At 69.7% G+C, this 22416-nt stretch carries 20 protein-coding genes; 17 read left to right on the forward strand and 3 right to left on the reverse strand.

Going from position 1 to position 22416, the window contains the following annotated elements; translation table 11 throughout:
- Positions 1-37 precede the first annotated feature (37 nt).
- The gene (gene maiA, locus MCHT01_RS02865; protein ID WP_067062134.1) at positions 38-676 is read left to right on the forward strand and encodes a maleylacetoacetate isomerase; all 639 of its coding nucleotides are present in this window, start codon (positions 38-40) and stop codon (positions 674-676) included.
- Positions 666-1484: a peptidoglycan editing factor PgeF gene (gene pgeF, locus MCHT01_RS02870; RefSeq protein ID WP_067062137.1), complete on the forward strand. Its 819-nt coding sequence runs from the start codon at positions 666-668 to the stop codon at positions 1482-1484. The genes maiA and pgeF overlap by 11 nt, the downstream gene beginning before the upstream one ends.
- Here the strand turns inward: pgeF and MCHT01_RS02875 are convergent.
- Entirely contained in the window at positions 1404-1772 is a 369-nt protein-coding gene (locus MCHT01_RS02875; RefSeq protein WP_067062140.1) for a hypothetical protein, read from the reverse strand. The two genes, pgeF and MCHT01_RS02875, sit on opposite strands and share 81 nt — an antisense overlap.
- 172 nt (positions 1773-1944) lie before the next feature.
- Here MCHT01_RS02875 and phaC point away from each other — a divergent pair, with 172 nt between their 5' ends.
- From phaC to phbB, 3 genes are all read left to right on the forward strand, one after another.
- Positions 1945-3648 (forward strand): class I poly(R)-hydroxyalkanoic acid synthase, encoded by a 1704-nt coding sequence (gene phaC / locus MCHT01_RS02880; RefSeq protein WP_067062142.1) that lies wholly within the window; start codon positions 1945-1947, stop codon positions 3646-3648.
- 124 nt (positions 3649-3772) lie between these two features.
- A complete protein-coding gene (locus tag MCHT01_RS02885) occupies positions 3773-4960 on the forward strand; it encodes an acetyl-CoA C-acetyltransferase (protein ID WP_067062145.1) in 1188 nt (395 codons plus the stop codon).
- A gap of 118 nt (positions 4961-5078) precedes the next feature.
- The gene (phbB, locus tag MCHT01_RS02890; protein WP_067062148.1) at positions 5079-5816 is read left to right on the forward strand and encodes an acetoacetyl-CoA reductase; all 738 of its coding nucleotides are present in this window, start codon (positions 5079-5081) and stop codon (positions 5814-5816) included.
- Positions 5817-5970: 154 nt separating this feature from the next.
- Here phbB and MCHT01_RS02895 read toward each other — a convergent pair whose 3' ends face one another.
- A complete protein-coding gene (locus tag MCHT01_RS02895) occupies positions 5971-6774 on the reverse strand; it encodes an IclR family transcriptional regulator domain-containing protein (RefSeq protein ID WP_067062150.1) in 804 nt (267 codons plus the stop codon).
- A 74-nt stretch (positions 6775-6848) separates the two neighbouring features.
- Here MCHT01_RS02895 and MCHT01_RS02900 point away from each other — a divergent pair, with 74 nt between their 5' ends.
- The 10 genes from MCHT01_RS02900 to ntrC all read left to right on the forward strand — a co-directional run bounded on the left by MCHT01_RS02900 (position 6849) and on the right by ntrC (position 18037).
- The gene (locus MCHT01_RS02900) at positions 6849-7664 is read left to right on the forward strand and encodes a TIGR00266 family protein (protein WP_067062183.1); all 816 of its coding nucleotides are present in this window, start codon (positions 6849-6851) and stop codon (positions 7662-7664) included.
- Positions 7665-8038: 374 nt separating this feature from the next.
- Positions 8039-9067, forward strand: coding sequence for a YncE family protein (locus tag MCHT01_RS02905; RefSeq protein WP_148661355.1), 1029 nt, complete (start codon positions 8039-8041; stop codon positions 9065-9067).
- Between the two features lie 51 nt (positions 9068-9118).
- Positions 9119-9973, forward strand: coding sequence for a polysaccharide deacetylase family protein (locus tag MCHT01_RS02910; RefSeq protein WP_084451700.1), 855 nt, complete (start codon positions 9119-9121; stop codon positions 9971-9973).
- Between the two features lie 68 nt (positions 9974-10041).
- On the forward strand, positions 10042-11091 hold the full coding sequence (locus tag MCHT01_RS02915; RefSeq protein WP_084451702.1) for a sterol desaturase family protein: 1050 nt from the start codon (positions 10042-10044) through the stop codon (positions 11089-11091).
- The gene (locus MCHT01_RS02920; protein WP_245643139.1) at positions 11091-12032 is read left to right on the forward strand and encodes an EI24 domain-containing protein; all 942 of its coding nucleotides are present in this window, start codon (positions 11091-11093) and stop codon (positions 12030-12032) included. Before MCHT01_RS02915 ends, MCHT01_RS02920 begins: the two co-directional genes overlap by 1 nt.
- A gap of 88 nt (positions 12033-12120) precedes the next feature.
- Entirely contained in the window at positions 12121-12918 is a 798-nt protein-coding gene (locus tag MCHT01_RS02925; protein ID WP_067062153.1) for a competence/damage-inducible protein A, read from the forward strand.
- A gap of 241 nt (positions 12919-13159) precedes the next feature.
- Positions 13160-14578, forward strand: coding sequence for a type I glutamate--ammonia ligase (gene glnA / locus MCHT01_RS02930; protein WP_067062156.1), 1419 nt, complete (start codon positions 13160-13162; stop codon positions 14576-14578).
- A 222-nt stretch (positions 14579-14800) separates the two neighbouring features.
- Complete coding sequence (locus MCHT01_RS02935; protein WP_245643140.1) at positions 14801-15349, forward strand: hypothetical protein; 549 nt, start codon at positions 14801-14803, stop codon at positions 15347-15349.
- Between the two features lie 60 nt (positions 15350-15409).
- Complete coding sequence (glnL, locus tag MCHT01_RS02940) at positions 15410-16504, forward strand: nitrogen regulation protein NR(II) (RefSeq protein ID WP_067062159.1); 1095 nt, start codon at positions 15410-15412, stop codon at positions 16502-16504.
- A 42-nt stretch (positions 16505-16546) separates the two neighbouring features.
- Positions 16547-18037, forward strand: a complete 1491-nt coding sequence (ntrC, locus tag MCHT01_RS02945; protein WP_067062161.1) for a nitrogen regulation protein NR(I) — start codon at positions 16547-16549, stop codon at positions 18035-18037.
- 105 nt (positions 18038-18142) lie between these two features.
- Here ntrC and MCHT01_RS02950 read toward each other — a convergent pair whose 3' ends face one another.
- Positions 18143-19180: an MBL fold metallo-hydrolase gene (locus tag MCHT01_RS02950; RefSeq protein ID WP_084451704.1), complete on the reverse strand. Its 1038-nt coding sequence runs from the start codon at positions 19178-19180 to the stop codon at positions 18143-18145.
- A 224-nt stretch (positions 19181-19404) separates the two neighbouring features.
- Here MCHT01_RS02950 and def point away from each other — a divergent pair, with 224 nt between their 5' ends.
- Both def and MCHT01_RS02960 read left to right on the forward strand, forming a co-directional pair.
- The gene (gene def, locus MCHT01_RS02955; RefSeq protein WP_067062164.1) at positions 19405-19941 is read left to right on the forward strand and encodes a peptide deformylase; all 537 of its coding nucleotides are present in this window, start codon (positions 19405-19407) and stop codon (positions 19939-19941) included.
- A gap of 208 nt (positions 19942-20149) precedes the next feature.
- Positions 20150-22180 (forward strand): DUF6600 domain-containing protein, encoded by a 2031-nt coding sequence (locus tag MCHT01_RS02960; RefSeq protein WP_067062167.1) that lies wholly within the window; start codon positions 20150-20152, stop codon positions 22178-22180.
- The last annotated feature ends 236 nt before the right edge of the window (positions 22181-22416 follow it).

The following is a 22416-nucleotide window of genomic DNA, read 5'->3' on the forward strand; positions in this document are numbered from 1 at the left end:
CGCAGTGTAGCGGCCTCGCGTGGCATCATCGCCCGCCATGGAGCTCTACAACTACTTCCGCTCGTCCGCCTCCTACCGCGTGCGCATCGCGATGGCGATCAAGGGCCTGGACTACGACTACCACTCGGTCCACCTCGCGAAGAACGAACAGTTCAACGAGTCCTACGCCGCCGTGTCCGCCTCTCGCCTGGTGCCCCTGCTCAAGGACGGCGACGCGATCGTCACGCAGTCGATGGCCATCATCGAGTACCTCGACGAGCTCCACCCCGAGCCCAGCCTCCTGCCCGGCGACGCGCTCTCCCGCGCCTACATCCGCGCGCTGGCCCAGGACATGGCCTGCGAGATCCATCCGCTGAACAACCTGCGGGTGCTGCGCTACCTGGTGAAGGACCTGGGCCTGTCCGAGGACGACAAGACCCGCTGGTACCAGCACTGGGTCGAGAGCGGGCTCTCGGTGGTCGAGCACCGCCTGACCGCGGAGCGGCGCGCCGGCCGCTTCTGCTTCGGCGACTCGCCGACCCTGGCCGATTGCGTGCTCGTGCCGCAGGTGTTCAACGCGCAGCGTTTCAACTGCCGCCTCGACCACGTGCCCACGGTCATGAGGATCCACGCGCATTGCATGACGCTGGACGCCTTCAGCAAGACCCAGCCCAGCGCCTGCCCCGATGCCGAGTGAGCCGCGCGACCTCGCGCCGCATCCCGACTGGCTGCGGCCGGACTGGCCGGTGACCGGCGCCGAGGCCTTCATGACCACGCGGGCCGGCGGCGTCAGCGGCGCGGACCAGCCCGAACGCGCCGGACTCGCGAGCCTGAACCTCGGCCGCTCCGTCGGCGATGACCCGGCGCATGTGATCGAGAACCGGCTTCGCGTCGCGGCGGCGATCGGCGGCGCGCCGGTCTTCCTCAAGCAGGTGCATGGAACGACCGTGCTGCGCTTGCGACCCGAGCACGCGCATCCCGACGCCGACCCCGAGCCCGCCGACGCGAGCATCAGCACCGACCCGGCGCTGGCCTGCGCGGTGATGGTGGCGGACTGCCTGCCCGTGCTGTTCGCGGCGCCTGGCGTCGTGGGCGCCGCGCATGCCGGCTGGCGCGGGCTCGCGGGCGGCGTGCTGGAGAACACCGTGGCAGCGATGAGCGCGGCCGCGGGCTGCGAGCCGGGTCAGGTCCACGCCTGGATGGGCGCCGGCATCGGCCCCGATCGCTTCGAGGTCGGTGCCGACGTGCTTGCCGCGTTCGACGTCGAACCGCTGCATCGCGATCAGGCGCTCTTCCGCTTCCAGCCCAACGAGCAGGGCGAGCCCCGCTGGCGCGCCGATCTCTACGGGCTGGCGCGGCGTCGACTCGAGGCCGCGGGCCTCGCGTCCGTGAGCGGCGGCGGCTGGTGCACGCTCAGCGAGCCGTCACGCTTCTTTTCGTTCCGGCACGAACGTGTCGACGGACGGCGCAGCGGCCGGATGGCCGCCGTCATCCGGCTGCGCTGAGATCGCGGCCGGGTCGTCGGCCGTCGATCCGGGACGAACGTCCCCGACAGGCGCCGTGACGGGCGGGGCCTCGTCGCGTCGCCCCTGTTCGTCCTGGGCCGCTTCCGCGCGGCGGCGCGCCTTGCGCCGCATCGGCGTGCCCATCAGGTACATCACGACTGACAGCGGTAGCACGCCATACAGGACGAAGGTCATCACCGCGCCCAGCACCGAGCCCTGCGTGCTGAAGGCCTCGGCGAGCGCCATCATCAGCATCACATACATCCAGGCGATCGCGACGAGCAGCATGTCTGGTCAATGAAAAGGGAGAACCTACCCATGGGGGGGGCACCGCGACGACACCGTCACGCGAAGGTAAGCTGAACGGGCTACAAAAGCGCCTGAGCATATGCGATGGCCACGCGGCGATTCGTCGATCGCCTGTGGCAAGCTTCTTGCTCGGATCCGTTCGAGGAGACCCATGAGCGTAGACAACCAGTTCGCCGAACAGGCGGCGCAGGCGGCCAGCAGCCTCGCGCAAGGATTCGGTGATGCCTTCAAGCAGCTGCAGGCGATGCAGATCCAGCCCGAGGCCTGGACGCAGCTGCAGTCCGAATACCTGCGCCAGGCCGGCGCGCTGTGGAACGGCGCGCTCGGCGAGTCGCACGATCCCGCGCAGCCCCCGGCCGCGGCCCCGCTGAAGGATCGCCGCTTCGCCGCCCCGTCCTGGAACGAGAACCGCCTGGCCCACTTCACGGCCCAGCTCTACCTGCTCAATGCCCGCACCCTGCAGCGCATGGCCGAGCAGGTGCAGGGCGACGACAAGACCCGCGCGCGGGTCCGCTTCGCGGTGCAGCAGTTCGTCGATGCGGCGTCGCCCAGCAACTTCCTCGCGCTCAATCCGGAGGCGCAGCGCCTGGCGCTGGACACGCAGGGCGAGAGCATCGCCCGCGGCGTGCAGCTGCTGATGGCCGACGTGCAGCGCGGCCACGTCTCGCAGACCGACGAGTCGGCCTTCGAGGTCGGCCGCAACGTCGCGACCACCGAAGGCCACGTGGTCTTCGAGAACGCCTTCTTCCAGCTGCTCGAGTACAAGCCGCTCACCGCCAAGGTGCATGCGCGGCCGCTGCTGATGGTGCCCCCCTGCATCAACAAGTACTACATCCTCGACCTGCAGCCGGAGAACTCGCTGATCCGCCACGCGGTGGCGCAGGGTCACCGCACCTTCGTGGTGAGCTGGCGCAATCCCGACGCGGACTGCGTGCACTGGACCTGGGACGACTACATCGGCCAGGCCGCGATCAAGGCCATCGAGGTGGTGCGCGAGATCGCCGGCACGGAGACCATCAACACGCTGGGCTTCTGCGTGGGCGGGACCATCCTGGCGACCGCGCTGGCCGTGCTGGCCGCGCGCGGCCAGCAGCCGGCCGAGAGCATCACGCTGCTGACCACGCTGATCGACTTCAGCAGCAACGGCGTGCTGGACCTGTTCGTCGACGAGCCCTCGGTGCGCATGCGCGAGATGACGCTGGGCGAGCAGGCGGTCAACGGCCCCGGCCTGCTGCACGGCCAGGAGCTGGCGACGACCTTCAGCTTCCTGCGGCCCAACGACCTGGTGTGGAACTACGTCGTCGGCAACTACCTCAAGGGCGAGGCCCCGCCGGCCTTCGACCTGCTGTACTGGAACGGCGACGCGACCAACCTGCCGGGCCCGATGTACTGCTGGTACCTGCGCCACACCTACCTGCAGAACGAGCTGCGCATCCCCGGCCGCCTGACTGTCTGCGGCGAGCCGATCGACCTGGGCAAGATCACGGCGCCGCTGTTCATCTACGGCTCGCGCGAGGACCACATCGTCCCCTGGGACGCGGCCTATCGCAGCACGCAGGTGTTCAAGGGCAAGAAGCGCTTCGTGCTGGGCGCGTCCGGCCACATCGCCGGCGTGATCAACCCGCCCGAGAAGAAGAAGCGCAGCCATTGGATCGGCAAGGGCACGGCGCTGCCGGCCGACGAGCGCCAGTGGCTGGAGAACGCCACCGAGCATCCCGGCAGCTGGTGGACCGACTGGGACCAGTGGCTGGCCGGCCACGCGGGCGCGCTCAAGGCCGCGCCACGCGCGCCGGGCAACCGCGCCCACCCGGCCATCGAGCCGGCGCCGGGCCGCTACGTCAAGCAGCGCGCGTGACGGACCGCGCGCCGCCAGCCTTCCCATCCATCTCCGAACTCACCCCCGCATTCATCCCCGAAGACTTCCTTCCAGAAGCATTCATCCCCGCTGTATTCAGCAGAACCGGAACCAGGAGCGAGACATGACTTCACCTCAGGACATCGTCATCGTCGCGGCGGCACGCACGCCGATCGGCAAGTTCGGCGGCACGCTGGCCAAGACGCCCGCGAGCGAGCTCGGCGCCACCGTCATCCAGGAGCTGCTGCGCCGCAGCGGCCTGCAGGCGGACCAGATCAACGAGGTCATCCTCGGCCAGGTGCTGACCGCGGGCGTGGGCCAGAACCCGGCGCGCCAGGCCGTCATCAAGGCCGGCCTGCCCGTGACCGTGCCGGCCATGACCATCAACAAGGTCTGCGGCTCCGGCCTGAAGGCCGTGATGCTGGCGGCCCAGGCCATCCGCGATGGCGATTCCGACATCATCATCGCCGGCGGCCAGGAGAGCATGAGCCTGTCCCCGCACGTGCTGCCGGGCTCGCGCGACGGCCAGCGCATGGGCGACTGGAAGTTGGTGGACACCATGATCGTCGACGGCCTGTGGGACGTGTACAACCAGTACCACATGGGCATCACCGCCGAGAACGTGGCCAAGGAACACCACATCAGCCGCTCGCAGCAGGATGAGCTCGCGCTGGCCAGCCAGCAGAAGGCGGCCGCCGCGCAGGACGCGGGCCGCTTCACGGCCGAGATCGTGCCCGTGACGATCCCGCAGAAGAAGGGCGATCCGATCGTCTTCTCCGCCGACGAGTTCATCAACCGCAAGACCAACGCCGAGGCGCTGTCCGGCCTGAAGCCCGCCTTCGACAAGGCCGGTTCGGTGACCGCGGGCAACGCCTCCGGCCTGAACGACGGCGCCGCGGGTCTGGTGCTGATGACCGATGCCAAGGCCAAGGCGCTGGGCCTGACGCCGCTGGCGCGCATCGCGTCCTACGCCAGCGCCGGCGTCGACCCCAAGGTCATGGGCATGGGCCCGGTGCCCGCGTCGAGGAAGGCGCTGGCCCGCGCCGGCTGGCAGGCCAAGGACCTGGACCTGCTCGAGATCAACGAAGCCTTCGCCGCGCAGGCCTGCGCCGTGCACCAGGAGATGGGCTGGGACCTGAGCAAGGTCAACGTCAACGGCGGCGCGATCGCGCTGGGTCACCCGATCGGCGCGTCCGGCGCCCGGATCCTGGTCACGCTGCTGCACGAGATGATCAAGCGCGATGCGAAGAAGGGCATCGCCAGCCTGTGCATTGGCGGCGGCATGGGCGTGGCCCTCTGCGTCGAGCGCTGATCCGGGACGCGCGCGCGGAACGCGCCCCATCGATTTCCATCGCGTCGGTTCCGTTCTTACATGAGGCACCCCGGCCGCGGACGCGGCGGCGCGGGGCGCCGATCAGGAGGCAAGCAAGATGAGTCAGAAAGTTGCATACGTCACCGGCGGCATGGGCGGCATCGGTACCGCCATCTGCCAGCGCCTCCACAAGGAAGGCTTCAAGGTCATCGCCGGTTGCGGCCCCAGCCGTGACCACGCGAAATGGCTGGCTGAGCAGTCCGCCCTGGGCTACACGTTCCACGCCTCGGTCGGCAACGTGGCGGACTGGGACTCCACCGTCGCCGCCTTCGACAAGGCGATCGCGGAGCACGGCAAGATCGAGGTCCTGGTCAACAACGCCGGCGTCACCAAGGACCGCATGTTCCTGAAGATGACCCGCGACGAGTGGGACACCGTCATCGACACCAACCTGAACAGCATGTTCAACGTCACCAAGCAGGTGGTGCCGGGCATGGTGGACAAGGGCTGGGGCCGGATCATCAACATCTCGTCGGTCAACGGCGAGAAGGGCCAGGCGGGCCAGACCAACTACTCGGCGGCCAAGGCCGGCATGCACGGCTTCACGATGGCGCTGGCGCAGGAACTCGCGGCCAAGGGCGTCACGGTGAACACGGTCAGCCCGGGCTACATCGGCACCGACATGGTCAAGGCAGTGCGTCCCGACGTGCTGGAGAAGATCGTCGCGCAGATCCCGGTCAAGCGCCTGGGTGAGCCCGAGGAGATCGCCTCCGTCGTGGCCTGGCTGGCGGGGCCGGATTCGGGCTTCACGACGGGCGCCGACTTCAGCTGCAACGGGGGCTTGCACATGGGGTGAGGGCGGACCGAGTTCAGTCCGGTGGACTGAACGACGCCGCCCGAACGCCCGAACGCCCGAAGACCGCAGGTCTTCGGGCCGGGGGAACGCGCCGCTCGAAGCAGGCAAAGGAAAGGGCTGCCATCGGCAGCCCTTCCTCATCCTGGAGCGGCATTCACCCCTTGATCTGCAAGAGACGCGACAGGCTCTGCGCCGTCTCCTGCAGCCGCGGCAGCCCCTGCTCCACGAGCAAGGCCGGCGAGGTCCGGTTCGCATGCGTGCTCAGGTTGATCGCCGCCACGACCTTCCCGTCGCGGCCCGTGATCGGGACGGCGATCGACACCACGCCGTCCTCCAGCTCCTGGTCCACCAGCGACCAGTGCTGCCGCCGGGCCTGCTCGACCTGGGCGCGCAGGTCCTCGCGGGTTCGCACCGTGCGGGGCGTGTACGGGGTCAGCTCGGCCCGGTCGATCAGCGCGTCGCGCTCCTCGGGCGGCAACGCGGCCAGCAGGACGCGTCCCATCGCGGTGCTCCAGGCCGGCAGGCGGCTGCCGATGCCCAGCGTCGTCGTCATCACCTTGCGCGCGGGGATGCGCACGACGAAGACGATGTCGCCACCGTCCAGCACCGAGATCGAGCTCGATTCCTTCAGGTCGCTGGAGAGCTGCAGGACCAGCGGCTCGGCGAACTGCCACAGCGGTTGCGACGAGATGTAGGCGAAGCCCAGGTCGAGGATCTTGGGCGTGAGCTCGAAGAGCCGGCCCTCGGCCCGCACGTAGCCCAGTGTCTGGAGCGTGAGCAGGATGCGACGGGCGCCGGCGCGGGTGAGGCCGCAACGGCGCGCGACCTCCGTCAGCGTCTGCCGCGGGGCATCCGCGCCGAAGGCCCGGATCACCGAGAGACCCCGGGCGAAGGACTGCACGTAGCTGTCGCCGGGCTTGAGAGTTGTTGCGCTTTCGTCAGGAGACATGGGCGTCATGACCGCAGTATAGAAAGGGCTCGAAACGTTAATATCGCGCCCCATTCGTTGAGATGTGACAGAGGGTGATCACCATGGCCATGGACGTTGTCGACTATGAAATCAAGGGTGCCGAGATGCAGTTCGTCGAGGTCGAACTGGACCCCGGCGAGGCTGCGATCGGCGAAGCCGGCAGCATGATGTTCATGGATGCCGGCATCGGCATGGACACGGTGTTCGGCGACGGGTCCGCCAACCAGGGCGGGTTCTTCGGGAAGCTGCTGGGCGCGGGCAAGCGCCTCGTGACCGGGGAATCGCTCTTCACCACGATCTACACCAACCAGGCTCATACCAAGCTGCGGGTCGCTTTCGCGGCGCCGTATCCGGGCAAGATCCTCCCGATGGATCTGGGCAAGCTGGGGGGGACCTTGATCTGCCAGAAGGACGCGTTCCTGTGCGCGGCCCGCGGCGTGTCGCTGGGCATCGCGGTCCAGCAGCGCCTGTCGACGGGCTTCTTCGGTGGCGAAGGGTTCATCATGCAGAAGCTCGATGGGGATGGGCTGGCGTTCGTGCACGCAGGGGGGACCGTGGTTCGTCGGACCCTCCAGCCGGGTCAGACCGTGCTGGTGGATACCGGCTGCGTGGTGGCCTACACCCCGTCGGTGAGTTTCGAGATCCAGTACGTGGGCAAGATCAAGACCGCCCTGTTCGGCGGCGAGGGCCTGTTCCTGGCCAAGATGACCGGACCGGGCGAGGTGTGGCTGCAGAGCCTGCCGTTCTCGCGCCTGGCCTCGCGCGTGTTCGCGGCCGCGCCGCAGCGCGGCGGCTCGCGCGAGGAGGGCTCCCTCCTCGGTGGATTCGGTGCCGCGGGCCTGCTGGGCGGCATCCTCGGCGGCGACAACGACGAGTGATCCACCCGTCGGGCCCGCGCGTCCGACGCTTCCCGACGCGGGCCTCGAGCCCGCGTCGCCACGTTCGTCATGCGCATCCTTGCCGCAACCCTGGCGGCAAGTCTTCCGCAACCGGATGCAACCGCGGGCGGGGTCGAGGGGTCGTGGCGGCGTCCCCACGGCCCGGACCGTCCCCGCGTTCCGAAAAGCTCAAGACTTGTGCCCGCAGCGAGCGCGCCCCCGCATCAGCAGGGCCTTCGCGCCGCTGTTTCAGCCAGGGCTCAGGGACAACCCGCCTACACTTCAGGGCTGCGCGACGCTCGCCCATGCCCGGGCCGGCCCGACGCGCCACCCGCGTCACACGCGCCCCACGACTCCGAGGACCCGAGGACTTCATGCTGTTCCGTCTCGCGCGGCCGATCGCCGCTGCCCTGGCCCTGTCCCTCTCCGCCGCCGCGTCCCTGACGCCGGCGACCGCGTCCGCCACCACCGGCAACGGCGCGACCAGCCCGATCTTCGTGCTCAACTCGCTGGACGCCGACATCAGCGTCATCAGCCCCAAGGACTTCCGCGAGATCAAGCGCATCCCCACGGGCAAGGAACCGCACCACCTCTACCTCACGCCCGATCGCAAGACCATGATCGTGGCCAACGCGCTGGGCGACTCGCTCACGTTCCTGGACCCGGTGACGGCCGAAGTGCAGCGCACCGTGCGCGGCATCCCGGACCCGTACCACCTGCGCTTCTCGCCCGACATGAAGTACCTGGTGCTGGCCGGCAACCGGCTGGACCACGTCGACATCTACAAGTGGCAGCCGCAGAACGCGGCCCAGCCGCTGGCGCTGTTCAAGCGCTTCTCCGCCCCGAAGACGCCCAGCCACCTGTCCATCGACAGCAAGAGCAGCGTCGTCTACGCCAGCCTGCAGGACAGCAGCGAGCTGCTGGCCATCGACCTGAACACGATGGCCCCCCGCTGGAAGATCCCCGTCGGCAAGCTGCCCGCCGACCTGTACCTGACGCCCGATGACAAGCACCTGCTGGTCGCGCTGACCGGCGAGCGCAGCGTCGAGGTCTACGACGTCACCGGCGCGCAGCCCAAGCTGGTCAAGAAGCTGGAGACGGGTGACGGCGCGCACTCGTTCCGCGCGCTGGGCGACAAGAAGCATGTGCTGGTGAGCAACCGCGCGGCCAACACCATCAGCAAGATCGCGCTGGCGGACTTCAGCGTGGTGGACACGCTCAAGGCGCCCGGCGGCCCCGACGACATGGAGATCCTGCCCGACGGCCGCACGCTGATGTTCACGTCGCGCTGGGCACGCAAGCTCACCGTGATGGACCTGCAGAGCAAGCAGATCCTCACGCAGGTCAAGGTCGGCAAGTCGCCGCACGGCGTCTGGACGCTGGACCAGATGCCGCGTCAATGACGCGGGCGTCCGTGCGCCCCGTCCGTCCCGACCTGATCTGAGAGCAGTACCGTGAAGATCCCGTCCTTCCCGCGGCGCGCGCTCGCGCTGGCGCTCGGCCTGGCGGTGACGCTGCCGGGCTTCGCGCAGCCCGAGTCGTCGGCGCCCCCGTGCGACAAGCCCGTCTACCTGACCTTCGACACCGGCCACATGGGCGTGGCCCCGCTGATCGTCGACACGCTCAAGCGCTTCGACGCCAAGGCCACCTTCTTCCTCGCGCAGGAACCGACCATGGACGGCGGCCAGACCATGGACGACAAGTGGGCCCCGTGGTGGAAGACGCTGGCGGAGCAGGGCCACGATTTCGGCTCGCACACCTGGTATCACGACGCGTGGTCGGCGGATCTTCCCGACGGCAGGTTCCGCTTCCGACGCGCGGCGGGCGAGCAGGTGCCGCAGACCGTGGTGCTGAGCTCGGCCGAGTACTGCGAGGACCTGAGGCGGCCCGCCCAGCGCTTTCTCGAGATGACCGGCAAGCCGATGGCGATGATCTTCCGCGCGCCGGCGGGGCGGACCTCTCCGGCGCTGCTGGCGGCCGCGCAGGCCTGCGGTTTTCGCCATGTCGGCTGGAGCCCGGCCGGCTTTCTCGGCGACGAGCTGCCCAGCGACAAGTTCCCCAACCAGGCGCTGCTGGAGCAGGCGCTGCGCCGCATCAAGCCCGGCGATATCCTGATGGCGCACCTGGGCATCTGGTCGCGCCAGGACCCCTGGGCGCCCGCGGTGCTGGAGCCGCTGTTGCAGGGATTGAAGTCGCGCGGCATGTGCTTCGCGCCCTTGCGCGATCATCCGGAGTACGCCGCGTGGATGCGCAAGCCCGCGGAGGCGCTCGCGCTGAAGGCGGGCAAGGACGCGCCCAGGCCGCGTTGAGCGATCGAGCCGCTGAGGCATTGAGGCATTGAGCCCTTGACGTGTGGGGGCAGGAGACACGACCCGTGATGGACTGGTTCACCGATCTCTTCGGTCAGGCGCAGCAGGCGCTCTTCGAGAGCGTCATCCAGCCGATCGTCTTTCACCTGGGCTTCGGCAACCTGCTGGAGGACGCGTTCGACGCGACCGGCTGGCTGCTCGTCGGCCTGCTGCAGATCGTCGTCATGCTGGCGGTCATCGGCGCGCTGCAGCGCTGGCGTCCGGCCGAGGCCGTGACCGACCGCCGCGCGATCCGCGTCGACATCCTCTACACGCTGATCCAGCGCCTGGGCCTGTTCCGGCTGGCGATGTTCTTCTCGCTCGAGCCGCTGGCCGACAGCCTGGTCGGCGAGATGCGCATGCAGGGCATCCCCACGTTCCAGCTCGACGCGATCTGGCCCGGCGTGACCGACCAGGCCTGGCTGAGCTTCATCGTCTATCTGCTGGCCTTTGACCTGCTCCAGTACTGGCTGCATCGCGCGCAGCACTCGTGGAACTGGTGGTGGTCGCTGCACTCGCTGCATCACAGCCAGCGCCAGATGACGATGTGGAGCGACAGCCGCAATCACCTGCTCGATGACATCCTGATCGACGGCGCGGTGGTGCTGGTGGCGCGGCTGATCGGCGTCGGGCCGGGCCAGTTCGTCGCGCTGACGGCGATCTCGCAACTGCTGGAGAACCTGCAGCACGCCAACCTGCGCGTGAGCTTCGGCCTGATCGGCGAGCGCCTGCTGGTGAGCCGGCGCTTCCATCGCCTGCACCACTCGATCGGCATCGGCCACGAGGGCTTCGGCCGTGGCACGCTGGGCGGCCACAACTTCGCCGTGCTCTTCCCGCTGTGGGACGTGATCTTCCGCACCGCCAACTTCGAGGACCGCTGGGATCCGACCGGCGTGCGCGACCAGCTCCCGGAAGAGGGCGGCCGCGATTACGGCAGCGGCTTCTGGTCGCAGCAGTGGCTGGGACTGAAACGGCTCTTCGGACGTGACAAGATCGCGGCCGCGCCCGGCGGCGATTCGCCCGCCGGTGGCGCGCCCATCGACATCACGGGCCGGGCGCCGGCCGGAGGAAACGACTGATGATCAAGCCGATGAGCCGCATCGCCGACTCGTTCTGGCGCGCGGCCGCGTACTGCCTGCACCCGCGGGTGATCGGCCTGTCCCTGCTGCCGCTGATCGTGTCGGCCGCGCTGGCCTTCGGGCTGGGCTACTTCTTCTGGGAAGGCGCGGTCTCCGGCGTGCGCGCGACCATGGAGTCCTGGAGCCTGGTCGACGGCCTGCTCAAGTGGCTGGACAGCCTGGGCGCCGCGTCCTTCCGCACCGTGCTCGCGCCGATGATCGTGCTGGCGATGGCGGTGCCCGCGCTGGTCGTGCTGAGCCTGCTGCTGGTGGCGCTGATGATGACGCCCTCCATGGTCGACCTGGTCGGCCAGCGCCGCTTCCCCGGCCTGGAGCGCAAGCACGGCGGCGGCTTCGTCGCCAGCTTCAGCTGGTCGCTGCTGCACACGGTGGTGGCGGTGGTGGCGCTGATCGCGTCGCTCCCGTTCTGGCTGATCCCCCCGCTGGCGCTGATCCTGCCCCCGCTGATCTGGGGCTGGCTGGGCTACCGCGTCTTCACCTTCGACGTGCTGGCCGAGCACGCCTCCGCGCCCGAGCGCCGCCGGCTGATCAACGAGCATCGCCTGCCGCTGATGCTGCTGGGCCTGGCGACCGGCTACCTCGGCGCGGCCCCCGCGGCGATCTGGGCGCTGGGCGCGCTGACCATCGCCTTCGCGCCGGTGCTGATCCTGGTGTCGGTGTGGCTGTACACGCTGGTCTTCGCCTTCAGCTCGCTGTGGTTCGCGCATTACGCGCTGGCGGCGCTGCAGGAGATGCGCCGCGCCGACACCGTCGCCGCGCGTGATCCCGATCCCGTGATGGACGCGCTGCCCGCCAACTACGCGACGCAGCCCCCGCTCCTGGACGACGACCCCGAGCCCGGCCGGCCCGCGCTGGACAAGCCCGCCCCGACGGGGCCCTGAGCGCCCGACCGATCACCGCGACCGGCGCCGCGCGGAACGCGAGGGCCGGTCCTCCGACCTCTCCCTCAGCCTCCCTGTGAGCCTTCGCATGAACATCGGCCTCTTCATCATCGGCGACGAGATCCTGTCCGGTAAGCGCCAGGACAAGCACCTGGCCAAGGTGATCGAGCTGCTCGGCGCGCGCGGCCTGTCGCTGTCCTGGGCCAAGTACCTGGGCGACGACCGCGAGCAGCTGATCCGCGAGTACGCCACCGCCTTCGCCGGCGGCGACCTGTTCTTCAGCTGCGGCGGCATCGGCGCGACGCCTGACGACCACACGCGCCAGGCCGCCGCCGCGGCGCTCGGCCGGCCGCTCGAGCTGCATCCCGAGGCCGCCGAGCTGATCTGGCAGCGCATCCAGCAGATGGCGGCGGAGCAGGGCACCACGCCCGACCGCGACCATCCGGACACCCGGCGCCGCCTGGAGATGGGCGTGTTCCCGCAGGGCGCCGGCATCATCCCGAATCCGTACAACAAGATCCCGGGCTTCTCCATCGACGGCCGCGCCTACTTCGTCCCGGGCTTCCCGGTGATGGCCCATCCGATGATCGAGTGGGTGCTGGACCAGGCCCACGCCGACCTGCACCAGGCCGTCGTCACGCGCGAGCGCTCGCTGATCGTGCAGGGCGCGATGGAGGCCTCGCTCACGCCGCTGATGGAGCGCATCGAGCAGGACTTCCCCGGCATCAAGGTCTTCTCGCTGCCCAGCGTCGACCACCCGCAATGGGGGCGCCACATCGAACTGGGCGTCAAGGGCGGACCGGACGCGCTGGACGCCGCCTATGCCGCGCTCCGCGAGGGCATTGCCCAATTTGGTGCCACTGTCGGCACCGAATTGGTGCGATGATGCACCGCTTCGGGATCCTGTCGCCGACCCCTCTGTCGAGGGCGGCGCGCGAGAGCGGCCGCGATGCCGGCGACGCCCTGGCGTGGCGCGTTGGGCATCAAGGGCTTGCGCGCCGTGCACCGGTCTGGCGCCTGTCCGTCACGGCCCTTTCATTTGTTGGCATGCAAACTGCTAAATCAACGCGTGCTGGGCACAGGCCCGACGAATCTTTCTTTCTCATCCAGCCCCCTAGGAGTGATTGATGGCCACCAAGACCGTCGCCGACGTGATGAACATGGTGAAGGAGCATGAAGTCAAGTTCATCGACTTCCGCTTCACCGACACGCGCGGCAAAGAACAGCACGTGACCGTGCCCGTGTCCCATTTCGATGAGGACAAGTTCCAGTCGGGCCATGCCTTCGACGGCTCCTCGATCGCCGGCTGGAAGGGCATCGAAGCCTCCGACATGCTGCTGATGCCGGACCCCAACACGGCCAACGTCGACCCCTTCTTCGAAGAGCCGACCCTGATCCTGACCTGCGACGTCATCGATCCGACCGACGGCAAGGCCTATGAGCGCGACCCGCGCTCGCTGGCGCGCCGCGCCGAGGCCTACCTGAAGTCCTCCGGGCTGGGCGACACCGCCTTCTTCGGTCCGGAACCCGAGTTCTTCATCTTCGACAGCGTCCGCTGGAACGTGGACATGTCGGGCTGCTTCGTGAAGATCGAGTCCGAGGAAGCCGCCTGGAACACCGGCAAGGAATACGAGCACGGCAACAGCGGCTATCGTCCCACCGTCAAGGGCGGCTACTTCCCGGTGCCCCCGGTCGACAGCGGCCAGGACATGCGCTCGGAGATGTGCCTGATCCTGGAACAGATGGGCATCCCCGTCGAAGTCCACCACCACGAGGTCGCGAACGCGGGCCAGATGGAAATCGGCACCAAGTTCAGCTCGCTGGTCGAGCGTGCGGACTGGCTGCAGCTGCAGAAGTACGTCATCCAGAACGTCGCCCACGCCTACGGCAAGACGGCCACGTTCATGCCGAAGCCCATCGTCGGCGACAACGGCTCGGGCATGCACGTGCACCAGTCCGTGTGGAAGGACGGCAAGAACCTGTTCGCCGGTGAAGGCTATGCCGGCCTGAGCGACTTCGCGCTGTACTACATCGGCGGCATCATCAAGCACGCCCGTGCCCTGAACGCCATCACCAACCCCGGCACCAACTCGTACAAGCGTCTGGTCCCCGGCTTCGAAGCCCCGGTGAAGCTGGCCTACTCGGCCAAGAACCGCTCGGCCTCGATCCGCATCCCCTACGTGGCGAACCCCAAGGGCCGCCGCATCGAGGCGCGCTTCCCGGACCCCAGCGCCAACCCGTACCTGTGCTTCGCCGCGCTGCTGATGGCCGGCCTGGACGGCGTCGAGAACAAGATCCATCCGGGCGAAGCCGCCACGAAGGACCTGTACCACCTGCCGCCGGAAGAAGACGCGAAGATCCCGACCGTCTGCCACTCGCTGGATCAGGCGCTGGAATACCTGGACAAGGACCGCGCGTTCCTGACCAAGGGCGGCGTCTTCACCGACAGCTTCATCGATGCCTACATCGACCTGAAGATGCAGGAAGTCCAGCGCTTCCGCATGACGACCCACCCGGTCGAGTTCGACATGTACTACGCCCTGTGATCGCGAGCGCGGAGAGCGCCATGTCCTTCTCGGCACGGCCCGCTCCGCGAATCGCGTCGCACGCGCGGGGACGGCTTCGGCCGTCCCTTTTCCTTTGCGCGGCGTCGTCGCGCGCGCAGGCGTACACCTGGCAACAGCACCCGTCCCCGGCAACAAGACAGTCCCCACCCCGTTGCGTCACAATCGGCGCCGACTCTGGTCAGTTAGAAGCAGGGATTGCAGATGACGCTGCAGATGAAACGGGTGGGACGCGCGGGAGCCTCGAGGTTCGCGAGCGCGAGGAGTTGGCGGCTGCTGGCCGTGGCCGCGCTGTGCGCGGCCGGCGGCGCATCGGCGCAGGGCGTGGTGTACCGCTGCCCGGGACCCCCGGTGCTCTACACCGACGCGCTGTCGCCCAAGGAGGCCGCCGACAAGGGCTGCCGCAGCATCGAGGGCACGCCGATCTCGGTGATCGCGCCGGTCAAGCCGCGCGCCCCGGCCACCGCCGGTTCGTCGTCGGGGATGTCCAGTGACCTGCGCGTCGACCCCAAGGACCAGAAGGTCCGCGACAGCGATCGCCGCCTTGTGCTCGAGAACGAACTGCGCGACGCCGAGTCGCGTCTGGCCAAGCTCCAGCAGGAGTACAACAACGGCCAGCCCGAGCGCCGCGGCGACGAGCGCAACTACCAGAAGTACCAGGACCGCGTGGCCGAGCTCAAGGCCGGCGTCACGCGCCAGGAAAGCGACGTCCAGGCCATCAAGCGCGAGCTGGCCAAGCTGCCTCCCCCTTGACGACGACGGATGTCGGCGTCGGGCGCAGGCCGCCAGCCCTCGCGACGAGGGCGACACCGAATGAATCCGAAGTCCCTACCGAACGACACGCCTTACGGCTGCTTCGACCTGCTCGCCACCCTGGTGGCGGTGGTCCGTCCCGACGGCGTCTGCGAATTCGCCAACACCGCCGTCGAGACGCTGTTCAACCTCCCGCGCCGCGCGGTGCAGGGCAGCAACCTGCTCGAGTGGTTCGTCGACACGGGCCGCCTGATCGAGGCGCTGGAGGGCGTGAGCCGCAACGCGTTCTCCAGCTCCCGCTTCGACGCGGTGATCCGGCGCGGGCCGCGCACGCATGACGACCTGCTGCCGGTGCATGTCATCGTCAGCCAGACCGAGGACCCCGAGCGCCTGGTCATCGAGCTGATCGAGAACGCGCAGCAGACGCGCCAGGACCGCGAGGAGCGCAACCTGGACCAGGTCCACGCGACCAAGGAGCTCACGCGCAACCTCGCCCACGAGATCAAGAACCCGCTGGGCGGCATCCGCGGCGCGGCGCAGCTGCTGGCGCTGGAGCTGCAGCCCACGGCGCTCTGGTCCGAGCTTGAGGAATACACCGAGGTCATCATCCACGAGGCCGACCGGCTGCAGTCGCTGGTGGACCGGCTGCTGGCGCCGTACCGGCGCGCGCAGGTGGTGGGCGACGTCAACATCCACGAGATCTGCGAGCGGGTGCGCTCGCTGGTGCTGGTGCAGTTCCCGCGCGGGCTGACGATCCAGCGCGATTACGACATCTCGCTGCCCGACTTCCGGGGCGATCGCGAGCAACTGATCCAGGCCGTCCTCAACATCGTCCAGAACGCCGCGCATGCGCTGCGGGACCGCATCGCGCAGGGCGACGCGCTGATCGTGCTGCGCACCCGGGTGGCCCGGCAGGTCACGATCGGCAAGCAGCGCTGGCGCTTGGCATTGGAATTGCATATCGAAGACAACGGCCCGGGCGTGCCCGAGGAGATCAAGGACCGCATCTTCTTCCCATTGGTGTCGGGAACGGATGGGGGATCTGGTCTCGGGTTGACGCTGGCGCAGACGATCGCCCAACAGCACCAGGGGATGATCGACTGCGACAGCCAACCGGGCCGGACCGATTTCCGAATCACCCTGCCTTTGCCCTGAGCCGCGGCCACAAGCCGACAACGGGGGAAAGGGGAGCCTTAGATGAAGTCGATCTGGATTGTTGACGACGACCATTCGATCCGTTTTGTTCTGGAGAAGGCGCTGACGCGCGAAGGGCTGCCGGTGCGCAGCTTCAGCCAGACGCGCGAGGTGCTCGCGGCGCTGGAGGACGACACGCCGCAGGTGCTGGTGTCGGACATCCGCATGCCGGGCGGATCGGGCCTGGAGCTGCTGAGCACGGTCAAGAAGCAGTTGCCGGACCTGCCGGTGATCATCATGACCGCGTACTCGGACCTGGACAGCGCGGTGAGCGCCTTCCAGGGCGGGGCCTTCGAGTACCTGCCCAAGCCTTTCGACCTGCCGCGCGCGGTGGAGTTGATCCGGCGCGCGCAGGAGGAGAGCCAGCGCGAGACCGTGGGCGAGGCCGAGAAGGTCGAGATGCCCGAGATGCTGGGCCAGGCGCCGGCGATGCAGGACGTGTTCCGCGCCATCGGCCGTCTGAGCCAGAGCCACGTGACGGTGCTGATCACCGGCGAGTCGGGCTCGGGCAAGGAGCTGGTGGCGCGCGCGCTGCACAAGCACAGCCCGCGCGCGGAAGGGCCCTTCGTCGCCATCAACACGGCGGCGATCCCCAAGGACCTGCTGGAGTCGGAGCTCTTCGGCCATGAGCGCGGCGCCTTCACCGGTGCGCAGGCGACGCGTCGCGGCCGCTTCGAGCAGGCCGAGGGCGGCACGCTGTTCCTCGACGAGATCGGCGACATGCCGCTGGACCTGCAGACGCGCTTGCTGCGCGTGCTGTCGGACGGCCAGTTCTACCGGGTCGGCGGCCACAGCCCGCAGAAGGCCAACGTGCGCGTGGTCGCGGCGACGCACCAGAACCTCGAGACGCTGGTCAAGGAAGGCCGCTTCCGCGAGGACCTGTTCCACCGCCTGAACGTGATCCGCCTGCGGCTGCCCCCGCTGCGCGAGCGCCGCGAGGACGTGCCGCTGCTGGCGCGCTACTTCCTGCAGCGCAGCGCCAACGAGCTGGGCGTCGAGCCCAAGCGCCTGTCCGAGGCGGCGCTGCAGCGCCTGGTGAACTTCGATTTCCCGGGCAATGTGCGGCAGCTGGAGAACATCTGCCACTGGCTGAGCGTGATGGCGCCCAGCCTGGTGGTCGAGGCCAAGGACCTGCCGCAGGAGCTGCTCGCCGTGCCCACCGCGCCGGTGGCCGGGGCCGCGCTGCCGATGGACGTCGTCCCCTCGGCCAGCGGTCTGACGAGCCTGCCGGCGATGCCGGCCATGCCGGTAGGCGGCGTGACGCTGCCGCCGTCGCCGGACGCATGGGTCGCGGAGATGGCGCGCGAGGCGCGCCGCCTGCTCGCGGCCGGCGAGCCCAACGTGTGGGACGTGCTGACGCGCCGCTTCGAGGCCAGCCTGATCCTGACCGCGCTGGACCTGACGCGCGGCCGTCGCATCGAGGCCGCGCAGAAGCTGGGCATCGGCCGCAACACCATCACGCGCAAGATCCAGGAACTCAACCTGGACGCTTGAGCGCGACGCGGTCATCGCCGCGTGATCGCCCGCAAGGGCGATGACCAGGACGAAGAACGGCGGCCTCGTGCCGCCGTTGTCGCTCCGGCGTCGAGCCTGGCGGGGTCAGGCCTTGTCTGGCTGGCCCTTGGCCAGCTTGTCCAGCCACACCCCCAGCCCCTGCGCGTTGAGTTCGACGTCCAGCGCGAGCAGCGCGGCGACGCGGGTCGGCGGCATGGCGTCGCCGAGGTGGTCCTTCACGCGGCGCTGGTAGAGCGCCAGCAGCTCGCGCTTCATCGCGTCGTGGCGATCGGACGCGTCCTTCAGGCGCGTCGCGATCTCGACCATGTCGTCGATCTGCGCGACCAGCAGCGCGGCCAGGCGCTCGACGTCCGCCTCGTCGCGGCCGATGCGGCTGTAGTGCGTCACGTACATGCGCGCCGGTCGCGCCGCCATCATGCGGGCGATCGAGTGTTTCAGCACCTCGGGTTCGAACTGCACCGGCGTGCTGGTCGGCATGATCCAGGCGCGCCCCTCGGCATCGTCGAAGTCGCGGTAGGACAGGCCGAAGGTGTCGCCGGTGAACCAGCCCCGGCTGCTCTCGTCCCACACGCAGTGGTGGTGCCGCGCATGTCCCGGCGTGTCGATCAGGCGCAGCGTGCGTCCGCCCAGCGCGATGCGCTGCTCGTCATGACTTGCCTGCGCGCGCGATTCGGGCACGCCCACGAGCGAGCCGTAGGAGCGCTTCATCTCCTCCTCGCCATAGACCGCCGTCGCGCCCAGCCACAGGGCCTTCGGGTCGACCATGTGCCGCAGGCCGCGCGGATGCACCAGCATCGTGGCGGCGGGCAGCTCCTGCATCAGGGTGCCGACGCCGCCGGCATGGTCCAGGTGCACGTGCGTGGGGATGACCCAGTCCACCGCGTCGCGCGCGAGCCCCAGCGCCTCCAGCGCGCCCAGCAGGCGCGGCAGCGCGAGCCGTGTGCCGGTGTCGATGAAGGCCGCGCGGCCGGCGTCCACGACCAGGAAGGCGGCATCGAAATGGTCGCGCTGGAAGGCCGTGTCGATGGCGTAGACGCCGTGGTCGATCGGCTCCAGGTAGTCGGGCAGGGCGGTCGTCACGGGCGTGGCGCTGGCGGCGTTCGTGGCGGTGGGGCGGGTCATCGCGGGTCTCCGTTCTCGCGGGGCGCGCCCGAGGCGGGCGCGGGGTCGTGTCGGCGCTGCGGTCTTGGCAGGCTTCTTAGAATGGCCCGGAGGTTACGCGATCGGCCCGGTGACCGCGTCGCGCCCGTGACGGGCGAGGGCGCAAGCCGCCACCGGGCCGTCCGTGACGACCGCCTCCCCCTGTTCACGCATCGCGGCGCCCATGCGCCGCCGAGGACCTGCCGATGGCCATCCGCGAGATTCTGAAGATGGGCGACCCGCGCCTGCTGCGCCACGCCCAGCCCGTGACCGAGTTCGGCACGCCGGCGCTGAAGGTGCTGCTCGAGGACATGTTCGACACCATGAAGGCCGCCAACGGCGCCGGTCTGGCCGCCCCCCAGATCGGCGTGGACCTGCAGGTCGTCGTCTTCGGGTTCCAGCGCAACGAGCGCTATCCCGAGGCGCCGCCCGTGCCGATGACGGTGCTCATCAATCCCGTGATCACCCCGCTGTCGGATGCGACCGAGGAGGGCTGGGAGGGCTGTCTGTCGGTGCCTGGCCTGCGCGGCGTGGTGCCGCGGCTCTCGCGCATCCGCTACACCGGCGTGGACGCGGACGGCCAGGCCATCGATCGCGAGGCCGAGGGCTTCCATGCCCGGGTCGTGCAGCACGAGTGCGACCACCTGATCGGGACGCTCTATCCGATGCGCATCCAGGACTTCAGCCGCTTCGGCTTCACCGAGGTGCTGTTCCCTGGCATGGACCCCAACACCGACGATTGATCGTCGAGGAATCCGGAGCGCCGACGGCCGGGCGGCCGGAATGCCCTGAAGCGCTCGGCGCGATCGAGCCTGCCGCGGATCGCCGAGGGGGCCGTTAGTGGCCGAAGGGCGATTGACGCACGGGCAACAGGGCGTCAAGTTGTAAGCACCGGTGCACCGCGCTGTCGTGATGGCGTTAAGCGAGGATCCCGGTGGAGTGTCCGCTGCCATGAACATCCGATCCCCGATCCGTTTCCTCCCGCGCCTGCCCTCGGCACGCGCGCTCGTGGCGCTGCTGGTGGCGCTGACGGCGCTGCTGCTGCACGGCCTCGCGCTGGCCGACGCCCCGACCCGGGCCGGCCGCATCGCGGACCTCAGCGGCGCGGTCTGGCTCTATGACGCCGACGCGCGCGAGTGGGTCGAGATGCACCGCAACCAGACCGTGGGCGAGGGCGACCGGCTGCGCGCCGATGACGGCGCCGGGGCGACGCTCACGGTGGGGTCCTCGACGCTGTGGCTGGACCAGCGCAGCGAGATCGAGTTCAACGCGCTGTCCGATAACCGCGTGGCAGTGCAGATCATCAAGGGCTCGGCCGCGCTGCGGCTGCGCAGCCAGGACGGCGCCGACGAGTGGACGCTGCGCACCCTGGAAGGCCGCTTCGCCTTCGAGCGCGAGGGCCTGTACCGCGTGTCCCAGCTGGACCGCGGCTCGCAGGCGCAGGCCTGGCAGGGCAAGCTGCGTTTCGACTCGCGCGCCACCGACGCCCAGCCGGTCTGGATGTCGACCAACGAGCAGGCCGAGTTCTGGTGGGACAACGGCCCGCGCACCGAGCGCCAGCCCCTGCAGCGCGACGGCTTCGCCCGGCTGTTCCTCGACGACGCGCGCGACGCGATGCCGCCGCCGCCCGCGCCGGTGGTCGGCGGCCAGCCCTATGTCTCGCCGGAGATGACCGGCGCCGAGGACCTCGGCCAGTACGGTGCCTGGCAGCAGAGCCCCGACTACGGGCCGGTGTGGGTGCCGACGGTGGTCGTCGCCGACTGGGCGCCGTATCGCTACGGCCGCTGGGTCTGGAGCAGCCGCTGGGGCTGGACCTGGGTCGACGACATGCCCTGGGGCTTCGCCCCCTTCCATTACGGCCGCTGGGCCTACTGGCGCGACCGCTGGTGCTGGGTGCCGGGACCGTACGTGCGGCGGCCGGTGTACTCGCCGGCGATGGTCGGCTGGGTGGGGGGCAGCAGCATCAGCATGGCGATCTCGATCGGCAGCGGCCGGCGCCCGCCGCCGCCGCGCTACGGCGCCTGGGTGCCGCTGGCGCCGCGCGAGGCCTGGATCCCGCCGTACCACTACAGCCCCGGCTACTGGCGCCGGGCGAATCCGGATCCGCACCTGGCCACGGTCGTGCGCCCGGGCAGCCCGCCGCCGATCTATCGCAACGAGCGCGAGCACGGCCCGCTGTACACACAGCGGCCGGTCGCCGCGCCGCTGCCCGCGGCCGCGCTGCAGCCGCAGCGTTCGTGGCCGCCGCGGCCGGGCACGCAGACGGAGGGGCGGCCGGATGGTCGCCCGGATGGGCGACCCTTCGTCGATCGCAACCATGATGGCCGGCCGGACAACCAGCCCGGCGGCCGTCCCTTCATCGACCGCGACCACGATGGCCGACCGGATGCGCGTCCGGACGTCCGCAACGAGGGGCGCCCTGGCGATGCCTTCCGCAACGTCGTGAGGCCCGCGCCGGAGGCGCCGACGGTCGTGCCGCAGCCGACGCCGAACGTGCCCGGTCAGCCTCAGGGCGGCCGCGACGTGCGTCGTCCGCAGGAGCGCAGCGAAGGGGATCGCGAGGCCTGGCGCGCGGCGCAGGAAGCGCGCGATCGCGAGCAGGCCGAGCGCGGCAATCGGGGCGGGCAGGACGGGCGCCGGGGCGATCGTCAGGATCGACGGGAGGATCAGCCCGCGCGGGTCGCGCCGCCGCGTTTCGAGCAGCCGCGTGTGGAGCAGCCGCGGGTCGAGCAACCGCGTGTGGAGCAGCCTCGCTTCGAACGCCCCGAGCGGGCGCGTCCGGAGCCGCAGCGTGAGATGCCGCGTGTCGAGGCGCCGCGCATGGAGCCGCCCCGGGTGGAAGCCCCCCGGCCGGCGCCTCAGGCGCCACGCGTCGAGGCGCCTCGGCCTTCACCCCCGCCGCCGCAACGCGTCGAGCCGCCGCGCCCGCCGCGCAACGACGGTCCGAATCGGGACGGGAACAACCGGACGCAGGAGCGGTGAGGGCGGCTTGGTCGCATGTCCGCGGGAGCCCCGAAGACCCTCACCCCAGCCCTCTCCCGCAAGCGGGAGAGGGGGAATCCGGGCTCGCTGACTTCAACGGCCCTCACCCCCAACCCCTCTCCCACGCTGTGGGCGAGGGGAAGCGTGGCGCTCGGCGCCGTTCGATGGGGGGCGGGCCTTGCTTGGCGTGTCCGCAACGCAAGCGCCTGAGCGCTGGCGGCCCCCTCGCCCACGGA

Origin of the sequence: Mitsuaria chitosanitabida ATCC BAA-476 = NBRC 102408, assembly GCF_001598255.1 — a bacterium.
In the GTDB taxonomy this organism is placed as follows: Bacteria; Pseudomonadota; Gammaproteobacteria; order Burkholderiales; family Burkholderiaceae_C; genus Roseateles; species Roseateles chitosanitabidus.